General features: G+C 44.8%; 14 protein-coding genes. All 14 read left to right on the forward strand.

The window, feature by feature from the left end:
- Window positions 1-40 precede the first annotated feature (40 nt).
- The 14 genes from ACYVE4_RS33650 to ACYVE4_RS33715 all read left to right on the forward strand — a co-directional run bounded on the left by ACYVE4_RS33650 (window position 41) and on the right by ACYVE4_RS33715 (window position 15988).
- Window positions 41-1291 carry a cytochrome c3 family protein gene (locus ACYVE4_RS33650; RefSeq protein WP_461044811.1) on the forward strand — a complete coding sequence of 417 codons (1251 nt, stop codon included), beginning with the start codon at window positions 41-43 and terminating at the stop codon, window positions 1289-1291.
- Between the two features lie 57 nt (window positions 1292-1348).
- The gene (locus tag ACYVE4_RS33655) at window positions 1349-4459 is read left to right on the forward strand and encodes a TAT-variant-translocated molybdopterin oxidoreductase (protein WP_461044812.1); all 3111 of its coding nucleotides are present in this window, start codon (window positions 1349-1351) and stop codon (window positions 4457-4459) included.
- Window positions 4460-4527: 68 nt separating this feature from the next.
- Window positions 4528-5958, forward strand: a complete 1431-nt coding sequence (gene nrfD, locus ACYVE4_RS33660) for an NrfD/PsrC family molybdoenzyme membrane anchor subunit (protein WP_461044813.1) — start codon at window positions 4528-4530, stop codon at window positions 5956-5958.
- Window positions 5959-6029: 71 nt separating this feature from the next.
- The gene (locus ACYVE4_RS33665; protein WP_461044814.1) at window positions 6030-6563 is read left to right on the forward strand and encodes a DUF3341 domain-containing protein; all 534 of its coding nucleotides are present in this window, start codon (window positions 6030-6032) and stop codon (window positions 6561-6563) included.
- 14 nt (window positions 6564-6577) lie between these two features.
- Window positions 6578-7183 (forward strand): c-type cytochrome, encoded by a 606-nt coding sequence (locus tag ACYVE4_RS33670; RefSeq protein WP_461044815.1) that lies wholly within the window; start codon window positions 6578-6580, stop codon window positions 7181-7183.
- A gap of 91 nt (window positions 7184-7274) precedes the next feature.
- Complete coding sequence (locus ACYVE4_RS33675; protein ID WP_461044816.1) at window positions 7275-8585, forward strand: quinol:cytochrome C oxidoreductase; 1311 nt, start codon at window positions 7275-7277, stop codon at window positions 8583-8585.
- 19 nt (window positions 8586-8604) lie between these two features.
- Window positions 8605-9723: a cytochrome c oxidase subunit II gene (locus ACYVE4_RS33680; RefSeq protein ID WP_461044817.1), complete on the forward strand. Its 1119-nt coding sequence runs from the start codon at window positions 8605-8607 to the stop codon at window positions 9721-9723.
- Between the two features lie 28 nt (window positions 9724-9751).
- The gene (locus ACYVE4_RS33685) at window positions 9752-11635 is read left to right on the forward strand and encodes a cytochrome c oxidase subunit I (protein ID WP_461044818.1); all 1884 of its coding nucleotides are present in this window, start codon (window positions 9752-9754) and stop codon (window positions 11633-11635) included.
- Window positions 11610-12629 (forward strand): COX15/CtaA family protein, encoded by a 1020-nt coding sequence (locus tag ACYVE4_RS33690; protein WP_461044819.1) that lies wholly within the window; start codon window positions 11610-11612, stop codon window positions 12627-12629. The genes ACYVE4_RS33685 and ACYVE4_RS33690 overlap by 26 nt, the downstream gene beginning before the upstream one ends.
- Window positions 12622-13509, forward strand: a complete 888-nt coding sequence (gene cyoE / locus ACYVE4_RS33695) for a heme o synthase (protein ID WP_461044820.1) — start codon at window positions 12622-12624, stop codon at window positions 13507-13509. Before ACYVE4_RS33690 ends, cyoE begins: the two co-directional genes overlap by 8 nt.
- A 9-nt stretch (window positions 13510-13518) precedes the next feature.
- The gene (locus tag ACYVE4_RS33700) at window positions 13519-14109 is read left to right on the forward strand and encodes a cytochrome c oxidase subunit 3 (RefSeq protein WP_461044821.1); all 591 of its coding nucleotides are present in this window, start codon (window positions 13519-13521) and stop codon (window positions 14107-14109) included.
- Between the two features lie 15 nt (window positions 14110-14124).
- A complete protein-coding gene (locus tag ACYVE4_RS33705) occupies window positions 14125-14922 on the forward strand; it encodes a cytochrome c oxidase subunit 3 (RefSeq protein WP_461044822.1) in 798 nt (265 codons plus the stop codon).
- Between the two features lie 16 nt (window positions 14923-14938).
- Window positions 14939-15268, forward strand: coding sequence for a cytochrome C oxidase subunit IV family protein (locus ACYVE4_RS33710; RefSeq protein WP_461044823.1), 330 nt, complete (start codon window positions 14939-14941; stop codon window positions 15266-15268).
- 3 nt (window positions 15269-15271) lie between these two features.
- Complete coding sequence (locus tag ACYVE4_RS33715) at window positions 15272-15988, forward strand: SCO family protein (protein ID WP_461044824.1); 717 nt, start codon at window positions 15272-15274, stop codon at window positions 15986-15988.

Consider the following 15988-nt stretch of genomic DNA (forward strand, 5'->3'; position numbering starts at 1 on the left):
AGTGATTATGTTGATTCACTCAATTAATATAGTTCATAAAATGAGTCGTTTATACAAGCTTTGCGGAGCCTTCATTCTAGCACTCATGCTATTGGTTTCCAATGGTCAGGTGAGTGCGCAAGATGCGGCCCCCGCAGGTGGTGCAGATGCTGAAAAAGGAAAGACATTATTTACAAACAACTGTCTTCAATGCCACTCTACAGGTTCAGATAAAGTTGTGGGTCCCGGTCTTAAAGGGATTGAAACTCGCGCTCCAAGTAAAGAATGGCTTCACAAATGGATTAAAAACTCATCAGCCCTTATTGCTTCGGGCGATCAGTATGCCAATCAGGTATTTAATGCCAACGGCAAAATTCAGATGTCAAGCTTCCCAAGCTTATCGGATGCTGATATCGATGGGATTTTAGCCTACATCGACGGTGCGAACAAAGCTCCAGCAGCTAAAGCAGATGGTGGTGGTGGCGATGCAGGTCCTGCTAATGCTCAAGCAGCTTCTTCTGGCCCTTCAGAATTGTTCACCTTTGTACTGATTGCCTTATTAGTAGTTATGCTACTGGTATTGGGTGTCCTCCTCGTTATTGTAACGATCTTATCAAAGGCTGTTTCTCCTGCTACTACAGCAGAGGGAGTTGAAGCACCTTCGGCATTTGGACAACGGCTTAAAGCAGGTTTGTCGAGTGCGTTTAACAATCCAACGCTTCGTTCAATTGTTATCTGGTTGTTTTTATTAGTAGCTGCTAAAGAAACAATTGATGGTGCTTACGGCGTCGGTATCCAACAAGGCTATGCCCCTAAGCAACCGATCGCTTACTCGCACAAACTCCACGCTGGTCAGTATAAAATTGATTGTAACTACTGCCACACAGGAGCACAGAAAGGTAAGAATGCAACTATCCCTGCTGCGAACATCTGTATGAACTGCCATGGCGTTATCAAGAAAGAGTCGCCAGAGATTCAGAAGATTTATAAGGCCATTGAAGAAAATCGGCCTATCGAATGGATTCGGGTTCACAACCTGCCTGATCTGGCTTACTTCAACCACGCACAGCACGCCAATGTAGGTAACGTAGCGTGCCAGACCTGCCACGGAGAAATTGAGAAAATGGAAGTCGTAGAAGCACGTTCGTCGCTGACGATGGGCTGGTGTATCGATTGCCACCGGCGGACAGACGTCAATACGAAAGACAACGCGTACTATGACAAGCTCGTTGCCCTGCATAAGAAAGAAAGCAAAGAACCGCTGAAGGTAGCTAATATCGGTGGTCTGGAATGCTCTAAATGTCACTACTAATCCGCCGGGCCGTATAGGCCAGCTCAACCAATAGGGTACTTACCGCATACAACACGCATGGAAAATACATCTAAACGGTATTGGAAAGGGGTTGAAGAGTTACGTAACGACGCTTCATTTGTCAAAAACGCAAACAGCGAATTTGCTAACCCTGATCTGAGCGAATCGTCGAATGACCTGGAAGGTCTGCTCGGTGGCTCAAATACCCAACGCCGTGACTTCCTTAAAGTAATGGGCTTTGGCATGGCTGCCGTATCATTGGCAGCCTGCGAAACACCGGTTCATAAAGCCATTCCTTACATTAACAAACCGGAATTTACATTTCCTTCAATATCTGATTATTACGCATCTACATTCAGTGAAGGCGGAGATTACGCTGCGATTCTGGTAGAAACCCGTGAGGGTCGGCCTATTAAAATTGAAGGCAACCCATCATCGAGCGTATCGAAAGGAGGAACAACTCCCCGATCGCAGGCATCGGTTCTGTCGCTTTACGATATTGATAAACTGAAAGGTCCAAAACGGGGTGAAGCTGACATCGATTGGGATACTGCCGATAAAGAAATTCTAGCTCAACTCAGTTCAGTAGCGGCTAAAGGCGGAGCCATTCGGATTGTTACCTCAACGATTCTTAGCCCATCAACAAAAGCCGTTATCGCTGATTTCGTTGCAAAATACCCAACAGCGAGCCACGTTACTTACGATGCTAATTCAGTATTTGGTATTGTTCAGGCAAACCAGGCTTCTTTCGGTAAAGCAGTTATTCCTACTTACGATTTCAGCAAAGCGCAAACGATTGTTGGGATTGGCGCTGACTTCTTAGGAACGTGGGTTGCTCCTATTGAATACATGGGCGCTTATGTAAAAGGTCGTCAGATTGGTGCAATCGGCGGTGGTAAAAAAACCATGTCGCGGCACTATCAATTCGAGACTGGTCTTTCGCTTACGGGTGCAAATGCAGATTATCGTTCGGCTATTAAACCCTCACAAGAAGGTTTAATTGTTACCGCTCTGTATAATAAAGTAGCCGCTAAAATCGGTGGCGGTGCTATTAGCACTCCCTCTGTTGACGTTCCTCATCTGGATAAAGCAGCCACCGATCTAGCTAACTCAAGAGGAAAAGCATTAGTCGTATCAGGATCGAATGATCCGAACGTACAAACGGTTGTTAATGCACTTAACAATCTGTTAGGTAGCTACGGTACAACGATCGACATCAATGCGCCGGTTAATTACCGTCAGGGGAATGATCAGCAAATGAATGCCTTTATTGATGAGGCTAAAGGAGGTCGTGTTGGTGCAGTTCTATTCTTTGCTTGTAACCCAGTTTACGATCACCCTCGTGGAGCTGAATTAGCTGAGGCATTACCAAAAGCTCAGTTATCGGTTTCCTTTGCTGATCGCGCTGATGAAACAGCTTCTCTAGCGAAATACATTACACCAGCTCCTCATTTCCTTGAGTGCTGGGGCGATGCGGAACCTAAACCAGGTTTCTATAGTCTGGCTCAGCCCGCGATTACGCATATATTCAAAACTCGTCAGTTCCAGTCTAGCCTCTTGAAGTGGTCTGGAAAATCGAGTGATTTCCAGGCATACCTGAAAAATTACTGGCGGACAACGCAGTACCCAAAAGCATCTGGTTTTTCTTCGTTCGATGCGTTCTGGGTAAAATGTCTGAATGACGGTGTATTTGAGCCGGGTAAGGGAGCAGCCTCTGCGGGTGGTGCTTCGTTTACAGGTAATGTTGCTCAAGCAGCTTCCGCCATCGCTCAACGCTATAAGCCAACTACAGGCATGGAATTGGCTATCTATGAGAAAATTGGTGTAGGTACGGGCGCAATGGCTAACAACCCCTGGCTCCAAGAATTGCCAGATCCGATCTCTAAGGCATGTTGGGATAACTACGCAGCTATCTCGCAAAAGACAGCCAAAGACATGAAACTAGCCCAGAATGATCTGGTTACAGTGACAGTCAATGGCAAATCGGTTGAATTGCCAGTTCTGGTTCAGCCAGGTCAAGCGGATAATACTGTATCGATCGCGATTGGTTATGGTCGTGAAAAAGGCGGCAAATCAGCCAATGGCGTTGGTAAAAGTGTCTACCCATTCGTCAGTCTGGTAGGTGGTTATATTACCTTTTCCGCATTCAATGCTACAGTAGCCAAGGCTAGCGGTTCGCACGAGATTGCACAAACGCAAACGCACGATACCGTAATGGGTCGTAAAGCGGTTCTGCAAGAGTCAGTTTTAGCCGAATACCAAAAGAATCCGAAAGCAGGCCGTTATGAGCCTCGTGTTCAAACCTCGAAAGGTCCTGTTGATCCAAACGACATTACCCTTTGGAATGGTTACGGCAAGCCTACTCACTCGTGGGGTATGGTCATTGACCTGAACTCCTGCCTGGGTTGCGGAACATGTATTGTCGCTTGTAACGCTGAAAATAACATTCAGGTAGTTGGCCGGAAAGAAGTTATCCGGCGTCGTGAGATGCACTGGCTGCGGATTGACCGTTACTACAGCAGCGATGCGGATGTTGAGAACTATTCGGAACTAGAAGTTGCTTCGGCCAATCCTGAAGTAACCTTCCAGCCAATGCTTTGCCAGCATTGCAGCAATGCTCCTTGTGAAACGGTTTGTCCGGTACTGGCAACAACCCACAGCACAGAGGGGCTGAACCAAATGACGTACAACCGTTGTATTGGTACCCGTTATTGCGCCAACAACTGCCCGTATAAAGTCCGTCGCTTCAACTGGTTTAAGTACTTTGATAATGATAATTTTGATTATCATTTTAACAATGACCTTGGTAAAATGGTCATTAATCCAGATGTAACGGTGCGTTCACGGGGTGTCATTGAAAAATGCTCATTCTGTGTACAACGGATTCAGGAAAGCAAACTGACGGCCAAGAAAGAGCGTCGTACGTTAGCTCCTGATGAAGTGCAGACAGCTTGCTCGCAAGCTTGTTCGACCGGAGCGATTATCTTTGGCGACATGAACAATCCAGAAAGCACCATTTCGAAAGTGTTGATGGAAGAACAGGAAGGACGCGCTTTCCACGTACTGGAAGAAATCAATGTGAGACCACAAATCTCATACTTGACCAAAATCCGGAACAAGGACGCAGAGCCTAAAAAAGAGGACGCGACTAAAGAATCACACGCATAAAGTCAATTACGATTTGCGATAGTTAACTTCGTAAATCGTGTATCATAAATCGTAAATACAGTAACTATATGTCGCATGTTACATCAGCTGTAAGAACTCCTCTTATTACCGGCGGTAAAACCTATGCCGATATTACAGAGGACATCAGCAAACAGGTTGAAGGTAATCCAACACGTGAATGGACTATTGCCTTTATCATTGCGGTGGTGGTACTCATCTACGGAACAGCTTGTCTTTTCTGGACATGGTGGGAAGGTCTAGGCGTATGGGGTTTGAATAAAACCGTTGGTTGGGCCTGGGATATTACCAACTTCGTATGGTGGGTAGGTATCGGGCACGCGGGTACGCTGATTTCAGCAATTTTGTTGCTATTCCGTCAAAAATGGCGGACGGCTGTTAACCGGGCTGCTGAAGCCATGACGATCTTCGCCGTTATTTGCGCAGCCAGCTTCATTATGATGCACGCTGGTCGTCCCTGGGTTGCTTACTGGTGTTTGCCGCTTCCGAATACATTAGGATCGCTTTGGGTAAACTTCAAATCGCCACTGGTTTGGGACGTATTCGCGATCAGTACATACTTCACCGTATCGCTGGTGTTCTGGTACATGGGCTTAATTCCCGATTTAGCGACCATTCGCGACCGGGCAAAAAGCAAAGTATCTCGGTATATCTACGGTGCTTTCTCGATGGGATGGAACGGTTCGGCCAAAACTTGGGCTCGTTACGAATACATGAGCTTGATTCTGGCGGGTCTTTCTACACCGCTTGTACTTTCTGTACACACGATTGTAAGTATGGACTTTGCCACGTCAGTAATTCCAGGTTGGCACACGACGATCTTCCCTCCTTACTTCGTTGCGGGTGCTATCTTCTCAGGTTTCGCGATGGTTCAAAACTTGGTTCTAATTATTCGGGTTGTGTTCAAACTGGAAGATTACATCACCGTTGAACACATCGAATCGATGAACAAAGTCATTACGCTGACAGGTTCGATTGTAGGGGTAGCTTACTTGACTGAGTTTTTCATTGCCTGGTATTCGGGCGTTGAATTTGAAAGTTATGCCTTTATCAACCGGGCAACTGGTCCTTACTGGTGGGCATACTGGGCCATGATGACCTGTAACGTTATTACGCCACAGCTGTTCTGGTCACGGGCGATTCGCCGGAGCGTTGTCTGGACGTTCGTACTGTCTGTAGTCGTAAACATCGGTATGTGGTTTGAGCGTTTTGTAATTATCGTAACCTCACTACATCGCGATTATCTGCCTTCAAGCTGGGCCATGTTCCACCCAACCCTGTTTGATATCAGTGACTATATTTTCTCTTTCGGCCTTTTCTTCACGCTCTTCCTGCTGTTCTCGAAATTCCTGCCAGTAGTGAACATGGCTGAAGTAAAAACAATTGTTAAATCTTCATCCGAAAAATTACCGATTTCGGTATCGGGTGTTGCCAAAGGAGAACGTGTTGCTAACCCAACGTTTAATAAAAACGCAGAATAATAGACAGTATTCGGTTTACGGTTTTCAGTAAGGCTACTGACGTAAACTGCAAACCGTAAACTACACAAAGTATGTCAGACGCACACGATAGCAGTAAATTCCTAGTCGGCATTTTTGATGATGACGATGTGGTATTACACGCCGTTAAAGAAGTAAAACAAGCTGGTGTTCGGATTCATGAAGTCTATACACCATTTCCAATTCACGGATTAGATGTAGCACTTGGGCATCCACGCAGTCGGCTGGGCATAGCAGCCTTCTTGTTTGCCTTTTCAGGTACGCTAACCGCCTTGTCGCTAACATTCTATACCGAAAGCTTCGACTGGCCAATGATCGTTGGTGGTAAAGATTCTTACTCACCCGTCATTTACGTACCAGTTATTTTTGAGTTGACGGTATTATTCTGTGCATTGGGCATGGTTGGCACGTTCCTCGTGTCAAACGGCCTGGGACCAACGGTAAAACCGTTAATGTACGATCTACGAACAACCGACAATAAGTTTGCGATGGCGATTGACCTGAGCAAAAACAGCATCGGTGAGAGTGATATTGAGCAGATTCTGAAAAAATCAGGCGCTGCTGAAGTAAACGTAAAGCAGTTCTAATTGTCAGGATGGGAATGATTACTAAACATACGAGTGTAACGGCACTAGCGATTGTCGGACTGCTGTTTGCAGGTACATCCTGTAAGAGAGGTCACGACAACACAGGTGTTGAATATGCACCTCAGATGTACGACGCGGTAGGTTATGAACCCTATCGTCAGATTAAGCCAAATACGATAAATCCCCAAGGGCTCAACATGCGTCTGCCAGCCCGAGGTACGGTTGCGCGCCCAAATTACCACACCAAATTTGGTGAAGGGGCTGAGGCTAAAACCGATTTGATGATCTATAATATTCCGGCTGACAGTATTGGCATTGCTGAGCGTGTTTTAATAAACCCGATTCCGCAAACCGAAAAATCGCTGGCAGAGGGGCAACTTCTCTACACCCGTTATTGCAGCCATTGTCACGGTGCTGATGGGAAAGGAGATGGTCCTGTAGGTAAAGAATATAAAGGGGTACCTAATTATTCTTCTGACGCCCTAAAAACGCTGAATGACGGCCATATTTTCCACGTGATTACGAATGGCAAAGGCCGTATGTGGCCTCATGGTTCTCAAATCACCCCAGAAGATCGGTGGAAGATTGTACAATACGTGCATAAATTACAACAAGGATAATTTACGTTCTCAGCGAATGATTTTCGATTTCACTAGAAAATTGGAAAGCTGAAACTGATTACGGGAAAACTGAAAACTGAAAATTCTTAGAATGGCATCGGCTCACGCAATACCGTCCTTAGACGAAGAATTTGAATTTACTGCGGAATCCAAGCGTCGCATATTTATCGGCCTCGGAGTGGGTGTCGCGCTGGTAGCAATTGGCGCGTACTTGCTGGCATCAGGTGCTGGTTCGCACGAAGCTCATGGAGCAGCTCATGCGGCTGGTGCTCATGAAGCTCACGGAGGTGGTCATCATGAATACAAATGGACCAACCGACTTTGGGCGAATATTTGGCTGAATGCTATCTACTTTACGGGTGCTTCGGTTATAGGTATGTTCTTCCTATCGTATAACTATTTAGCACAGGCAGGCTGGTCAGTTGCTTTCAAACGTATTCCTGAAGCAATGCCAGCTTTTTTACCTGTTACGGGCATTGCCGTATTGCTCGTATTCTTCCTGGCTGGTCATGATCTTTTTCACTGGACACATCCCGGTCTATATGATAAAGCTAGTCCTGAATTTGATCCAATCATAAATGGTAAAAAAGGGTTTCTAAATACGCCTTTCTACCTGACTCGCGTTATTCTATATTTCGTATTGTGGTACGGTCTATGGCGGGTATTACGTAATTATTCCTTACAGGAAGACTTGCACGGTGGTACCGATTATTACGAGAAAAGCATCAAGTTAGGAACCGGATTTCTATTGGTATTCGGTGTTACGTCATCAACATCAGCCTGGGATTTTGTCATGTCGATCGACACGCACTGGTTTAGTACGATGTTTGGCTGGTACACACTGGCAAGCTGGCATGTAACGGGTCTTGCTATTATTACGCTGACCGTAGTAACGTTGAAAGAGCGTGGTTATATGCAGTGGGTCAATGAAAGCCATCTGCACGATCTGGGCAAATTTATGTTTGCGTTCACGATCTTCTGGACGTATGTATGGTTCGCTCAGTTTATGCTGATCTACTACGCTAACTTACCTGAAGAAACCATTTACTACCGCGAACGTTTTAGTGGATACGGTGGGATTTATAGAATTCCATTTTTCGTAAACATATTCTTGTGCTTTGTGGCTCCCTTCCTCATTCTGATGACACGGGATGCAAAACGGACGTATGTAATTCTGAAACTGGCTGCTTGGTGCATTATTATTGGGCATTACTTTGACTTTTATAACAATATTATGCCTGGAACTGTAGGTGAACATGGAGGTTTTGGCCCAATGGAGTTTGGCATGATTCTAATTTTTGCCTCAGGCTTCGTTTATTCTCTGTATTCACAGCTATCGAAAGCGAACTTGATTCCCAAAAATCACCCAATGCTGGAAGAAACGCTCCACCATGATATTTAATTAATAACTGCACAGAACAATGATATATATAGTCGTTTTGTTATCGGTAATCTTTCTAGGACTAGCTGCAGTAGTGGTGTCCCGGATGGCCGCCGTTGTTAAAACGGCCAATGGTCCTGTTGAAGAAGGGCATATTGGCATGAGTAATCGTCTTAATGCAGCCATGATGATCGTCTTCTTTGTTTTAGGGATGATTGGAGCGGCATGGTCATTTTTGTATGCAAAGCAATTTTTCCTTCCAGAAGCAGCTACTCCTCATGGACGTCACACAGACTTTCTGTTCTGGCTAGGGATGGGTATTATTACAGTTGCTTTTGTGGTAACTAACGCTTTGTTATTCTTTTTTGCCTGGAAGTATCAGCATAAGGAAGGACATAGAGCTGCTTATTATCCAGAAAACCACAAACTAGAGTTAATCTGGACAGTTATCCCAGCAGTAGTGATGGCCGTACTCGTATTCACAGGCTGGCGCGCTTGGCGTGATATTATGGCTGAAGCACCAGAAAATGCGCAGGTATTTGAGATCGTTGGTAAGCAATTTAACTGGATTGCCCGTTACCCAGGTATCGATAATAATAAGCTAGGTGCATTCAACTATAAGTTAATTGACAACAACAACGAAACAGGTATTGACTATACAGATGAAGCATCTTTTGATGATTTCGTCTCAACATCAGAATTACACATTCCTGTCAATAAGCCTATTTTATTGAAAATACGTGCTCGTGACGTATTACACAGCGTATTCATTCCTCATTTGAGAGTTAAGATGGACGCTGTGCCAGGTATGCCTACCCGGTTTCAGTTCACCGCTGACAAAACCACGGATGAGATGAAAAACATAACAGGCAATCCTAATTTTACGTATGAAATTGCCTGTACTGAGGTTTGTGGTCAAGGCCACTTCTCTATGCGTATCCGGCTAATCGTTGAAAGTGAGGAGTCTTATTTGGCTTGGTGCAGAACGCAACTACCACTGCTTACTTCAACACCTGAATTAGCTTCTCGCATTCCAGCTAAATTGAAAGATAAAGCGGCTAGATATTTGCCTGTAGAAGAAACTCCTGCGCCCGCCGATACGGCATCAGCAGCAATTGTTAAACGTGGAGTACCTGTAGCCGTTGCTACACTTCGTTAATTTCTAAACTTACAAGAAACCAAATACTATGGCGACTGTATCAGCTAATCCGGCAACCGTGGCACATGCAGCAGAGCATGATCACCATGAGCCGCAAAGTTTTTGGCGCACATACATTTTCTCGGAAGATCACAAGACGATTGCTAAGCAATATCTGATTTCGGGTATTATCTGGTCAATCATTGGGATTAGTATGTCGGTGATATTCCGACTTCAGTTAGGATTTCCAAGCCTGAAAATGGATTTCCTACGCCCAATTCTGGGAAACTGGATTGATGCAACGGGTAAACTTGATCCTGATTTCTATCTGGCTTTAGTTACCATGCACGGAACCATCATGGTATTCTTCGTGCTAACAGCTGGTTTGAGCGGTACGTTCTCAAACTTCCTGATTCCTTTACAGGTAGGTGCTCGTGACATGGCTTCAGGCTTCCTGAATATGTTATCATACTGGTTCTTCTTCCTGGCTAGTATGCTTATGCTTGGGTCGCTGTTCGTTGAAACCGGTCCTGCTGCTGGTGGTTGGGTGATTTACCCGCCATTAAGTGCCCTACCACAAGCTCACAAAGGGTCAGAATTCGGTATGACACTGTGGTTAATCAGCATGGCGTTATTTATCGTGTCTCAGTTGTTGGGTGGTATTAACTACATTACTACGGTTATTAATCTACGTACACGCGGTATGTCGTTCAGCAAACTACCGCTGACGATCTGGGCATTCTTCCTAACCGCTGTACTTGGGCTGATTTCGTTCCCAGTATTATTATCGGCAGCACTGTTGCTCATTTTCGACCGTAGCTTTGGCACAAGTTTCTACTTGTCTGAAATTTATATCAAAGGTGAAGCTCTGCCAAACGTCGGTGGTAGCCCGATTCTGTTCCAACACTTATTCTGGTTCTTAGGACACCCTGAAGTATACATCGTATTACTTCCTGCCTTGGGTATGACTTCGGAAATCATTGCGACGAACTCACGTAAGCCAATTTTCGGCTACCGCGCCATGATTGCCTCCATGATGGGTATTGCCTTTCTGGCGTTTATCGTATGGGCGCACCATATGTTCGTAACCGGAATGAACCCATTCCTGGGATCGATATTCATGTTCCTGACGCTGATCATTGCTGTTCCATCAGCTGTAAAAGCGTTCAACTACATCACGACGCTGTGGAGAGGAAACATTCGGTTTACGCCAGCGATGTTGTTCTCGATCGGTCTGGTTTCCTTCTTTATTTCGGGTGGATTGACCGGTATTATCTTGGGTAACTCCGCGTTGGATATTCAATTACACGATACCTATTTCGTAGTTGCTCACTTCCACTTGGTGATGGGAGCTGCTTCTGCCTTCGGTTTATTAGCAGGTGTTTATCACTGGTTCCCGAAAATGTTTGGCAAGTTGATGAATGAGAAATTGGGCTATATCCATTTCTGGCTAACCTTTATCGGTATTTATCTGGTATTCTTCCCAATGCACTACATTGGTATTGCTGGATTCCCACGTCGATACTATGCGTTCACCAGCTACGATTTCACGAAGAACATCTTCGCTGATATGAACGCCTTCATTAGCTTGGCAGCTATTTTCACGTTCTCAGCTCAGTGGATATTCATCTATAACTTCGTTCATAGCCTGATTAAAGGGCGTAAGTCACCACAAAATCCGTGGAAATCGAATACGCTTGAGTGGACTGCACCTATCAATCCTGGCCACGGAAACTGGCCTGGTGAAATCCCCGCTGTATATCGTTGGGCTTATGATTATAGCAAGCCCGGCGCTAAGGATGATTTCATTCCTCAAAACGTGCCATATTCGCAAACACCAGAATCTAATTTGCCTCATGAAAATGAGCTAATCGGTCTGGAAAAAGAAATCGAGGCACAAAACCTGAATGACCAGTTCAATCAGCCTCACTAATAAACAAGAACAGCACTTCCAGAGTCTGACTTTACTGACAATAATTGTTATCTACCTGGTTATTTTAGCAGGAGGTATTGTCAGAGGGACAGGCTCTGGAATGGGCTGTCCTGATTGGCCAAGGTGTTTCGGTCGCTGGATTCCTCCAACAGAACTTTCACAACTACCGGCCAATTATCAGGAGATTTACGGGGCGAAATTGAAAGGCGAAGTCGAGTTTAACCCCGTTAAAACCTGGATCGAGTACGTCAACCGGTTAGTAGGCGTTCTATCTGGTTTTTTCGTCTTTGCCACACTGATCGCTTCTCTGGCTTACCGACGAAAAGATAAGTCAATTGTTTGGGGAAGTTTCGCAGCCTTCCTATTAATTGGAGCAAATGGCTGGCTTGGCTCACGAGTGGTAGCGACTGAATTGGCCCAGTATATGATCACACTACATATGCTGCTGGCAATTTTGGTTGTGTTCGCTTTACTGTTTGTCTGGGTTCGATCAAAAGCTAACCAACAAGCGTTGAAGCTGACAAGTCAAAAAACAGCAGGATTGCGCTGGTTGTTAATTGGTGTAATGCTTCTAACACTAGGGCAGATTGTTTTAGGGACCCAGGTTCGAAGTGCGCTGGACTTAGTGGTCAAACAAATCGGATATAGCCATCGCGATAATTGGATAAGCAGCCTTGACTGGAGTTTTTATATCCACCGCTCATTTTCAATAGTCGTACTAGTTGTTCATTTGATTGTCATTAATCGACTTCGCAAACTGAATACAACAGGGTGGCTTCAAAATATACCAATAGCTCTATTAGCATTGGTGGTGCTTGAAATCGCAACAGGCGTGATAATGGCTTACCTAAATGTACCTGCCATTGCACAACCCATACATTTAGCATTAGCGATCTTAATGATTGGGGCACAATTTGCCGCACTATTAGCGCTAAACCCAATGGAAAGACTATCTAGCGGGATAACAAGAGAATCGAAACTAGTAAATGCATAACGAAGGAAAAACTCTGGCACTGTCGACAATCAATGTAAAGGCTAGAGCTTACATCGAGTTAATGAAACTAAAACTCACGCTGGCAGTCGTATTCTCCGGCGTGTTTGGGTATTGTCTGGCTATTGATCAGATTAATTGGTGGAAGATAGCTGCTTTAGTGATTGCCTCTATCAGTATTACCGGCGCAGCAAATATCATTAACCAGATTATTGAAAAAGACTCAGATAAGTTGATGAAACGTACGTCAGTTCGTCCCTTACCAACAGGACGACTAAGCGTACAGGAGGCCGCCGTTTTTGCTTTTATTTTATTCAGCATTGCCTGCTACTTATTCGTTGAAGTTTTCAATATACGAGCAGCAGCTTTGGCGGTTCTGTCATTATTACTTTACGGATTTGTCTATACCCCACTCAAACGGAAAGGACAGATTGCTGTGTTCGTAGGTGCCCTTCCAGGTGCATTCCCTCCTATGATTGGTTGGGTTGCAGCTACAAATCATTTTGGCTGGGCGCCGGGTATTTTATTCGCCATACAGTTTTTCTGGCAGTTTCCCCACTTCTGGGCAATTGGCTGGTTAGCGTTTGACGAGTATAAAAAAGCAGGAATTCAGATGATGCCAGGCGATGGCAAAACAACCGAAACCGCTTTTCGCATTATGATCTATACGCTGTTCTTGATTCCAATTGGCTGGCTCCCCTATCTGATGGGCGTCACCGGGATTAATTCGGCGTTAGTCGCCATGATTGGCGGAATCTTGTTTCTGGCACAAACGTTTCACTTGATGAGAACCTGTACTGACAAAGCGGCTTTGCAAATGATGTTCGGATCATTGTTATACCTGCCTGTCGTACAGATCGTTTATTTATTAGACAAAGTATAACGACAAATCATGAGTGAATTAGTCAACGATATTTCAATTGTCGAAGAGCCGCAGGAAACGCTCTCAATGAACCCCCGTAAGTTTATTCTTTGGTTGTTCATTGTAAGTATTATCATGCTTTTTGCCGCAATGACCAGTGCGTACCTGGTTCGGCGGGCAGAAGGGAACTGGCTGGAATATAATATTCCATCGATCTTTAGTTATAGTTCAATTGTGCTGATTGCCAGCAGCCTGACGATGCACTGGGCTTACCTGGCTGCAAAAAAAGACAACTTCGGCAATCTGAAAATTGCGATAACTATTACTTTTGCACTTGGAGTTGTTTTTCTGTACATGCAATTCCAGGGATGGGTTGAACTGGTCAACGAAAATGTATTTTTTGTTGGTAATCCGGCTGGTTCATTCATGTACATTTTTACAGGATTACACGGTTTTCACTTAATATCCGGACTAATTGTTCTGGTTGTTGCGCTGATTGCCGCTTTCCGACTCCGAATACATGCCAAAAACCTCAATCAGATCGAAATTGCGGCTACCTATTGGCATTTTTTAGACATTTTGTGGTTGTATTTGTTTTTCTTTTTAGTCTATTTTCATTGATAATCTCTTAGGCGCATGGCGGCTACTGTAACACACGATACCCTAACAACCGACTCGGACGCAGTTTTTGACAAGAAAACATGGATGGGTGGTGTTGAACCAATGAAGGTGAGCTACGGCAAGCTGATGATGTGGTTCTTCCTGATCTCAGATACGTTTACGTTCTCAGCTTTGCTGGTAACCTACGGCCTGATCCGATATAGTTACCCAGCTTGGGACCCAGCCGTTTACGGTGAAGTCTTCAAGTTTTCGAACCTGTACTGGCCAACGCCCGAAATGGTGTATGCTTCCCTTCCTTTTTTGCATGGCGTACACGCTCCGTTGATTTTCGTTGGTATCATGACGTTTATTCTGATTTTCAGTAGCGTAACCATGGTACTAGCCGTTGAAGCTGGACATCGGATGGATCAGGCAGATGTAGAGAAATACATGCTTTGGACAATCCTTGGTGGATTTACTTTCTTAGGAAGCCAGGCTTGGGAATGGTCTCACTTTATCCACGGTAGCGAAACAGGTACTACAATTAGTGAGATTGTAAATGGACAAACGATCCAGCGTACTATTTTCGGAGCGAATCTGGTGGAAAACCAATACGGTCCTCCTGCCTTCGCTGACTTATTTTTCTTCATCACAGGTTTCCACGGGACGCACGTATTCAGTGGTGTTGTCCTTAACATTCTGATTTTTTATCGCGCAGCAACGGGACTATATGCTCGTCGTGGTCACTATGAAATGGTTGAGAAAGTGGGCCTTTACTGGCACTTTGTAGACCTTGTTTGGGTATTCGTTTTCACATTCTTCTACCTCGTCTAATAATCGCTTTATACAAATGTCTGATCACACACACGGAACCCACGAAGTAGGGGAAATTCCACCAGCAAATACAGGCGTTATCTGGCGTACTTTCTGGATTCTGTTAGGAATCACAATGGTTGAATTTACGCTGGCTTATTTGATGAAAGCAGGTGGTCTACGGACGTCTATTTTCGTCATTATGACCTTGGTAAAAGCTTTCTATATCGTCGGCGAATTCATGCACTTGAAGCATGAGGTTAAGAGCCTGATTTGGTCTATCGTTATCCCAATAGTTTTTATCATCTGGCTGCTAGTTGCGTTAATGACTGAAGGGGCCTGGATAGGTATCTCTGTTTTTGGTTGATATATGACTATTACACAAAAAGCCGGGATCCTGCTCGCTACGCTGCTGGTCCCGGCTTTGCTGTATTTATTCCTCAGGTTTGGTACGCAAAACCATTTCGTTTTACCACGTTACCTGCCCAAAATCGACTCAACGAAAGGAGAGCCATTAATGGGTAAAGTGCGCTTGCAGGATGGAAGCGAAGTTATAGATACGATTTACAACCGCATTCCACCATTCAAGCTAATTGATCAGGACAGCCAAATCGTTGATCAGTCCATAGTTAAGAATAAGATTTACGTTGCTAGTTTCTTCTTCACGCGCTGCGGTACAATCTGTCCACGCATCTCATCCCAACTAACCCGCGTACAGGACATTTTCAGAAATAATCCTAGCATTGTTTTTGTATCACATACGGTAGATCCTGAACATGACCGTCCGACGCAGTTGAAAGCCTATGCTAAGAAGTACGAAGCCATTCCGGGTAAGTGGTATTTTCTAACAGGAAGTAAAGCTGATATTTATAATCTGGCGATGCATGGCTACTATTTACCAACGGTCGATGCAGGGCTTAAGGAAGGGAATCCGGACGAAACTTTTATCCACAGCGAAAAGTTGGTACTGGTAGATAAAGAGGGGATTGTCAGGGGTTTCTACGACGGAACGGACAAGGAAGATGTGGATCGACTGGTGCTTGAGACCCGGGTTCTTCTGGATATTTACAATAAGAATAAAGACTAA

It is taken from the genome of Spirosoma harenae (assembly GCF_054776975.1).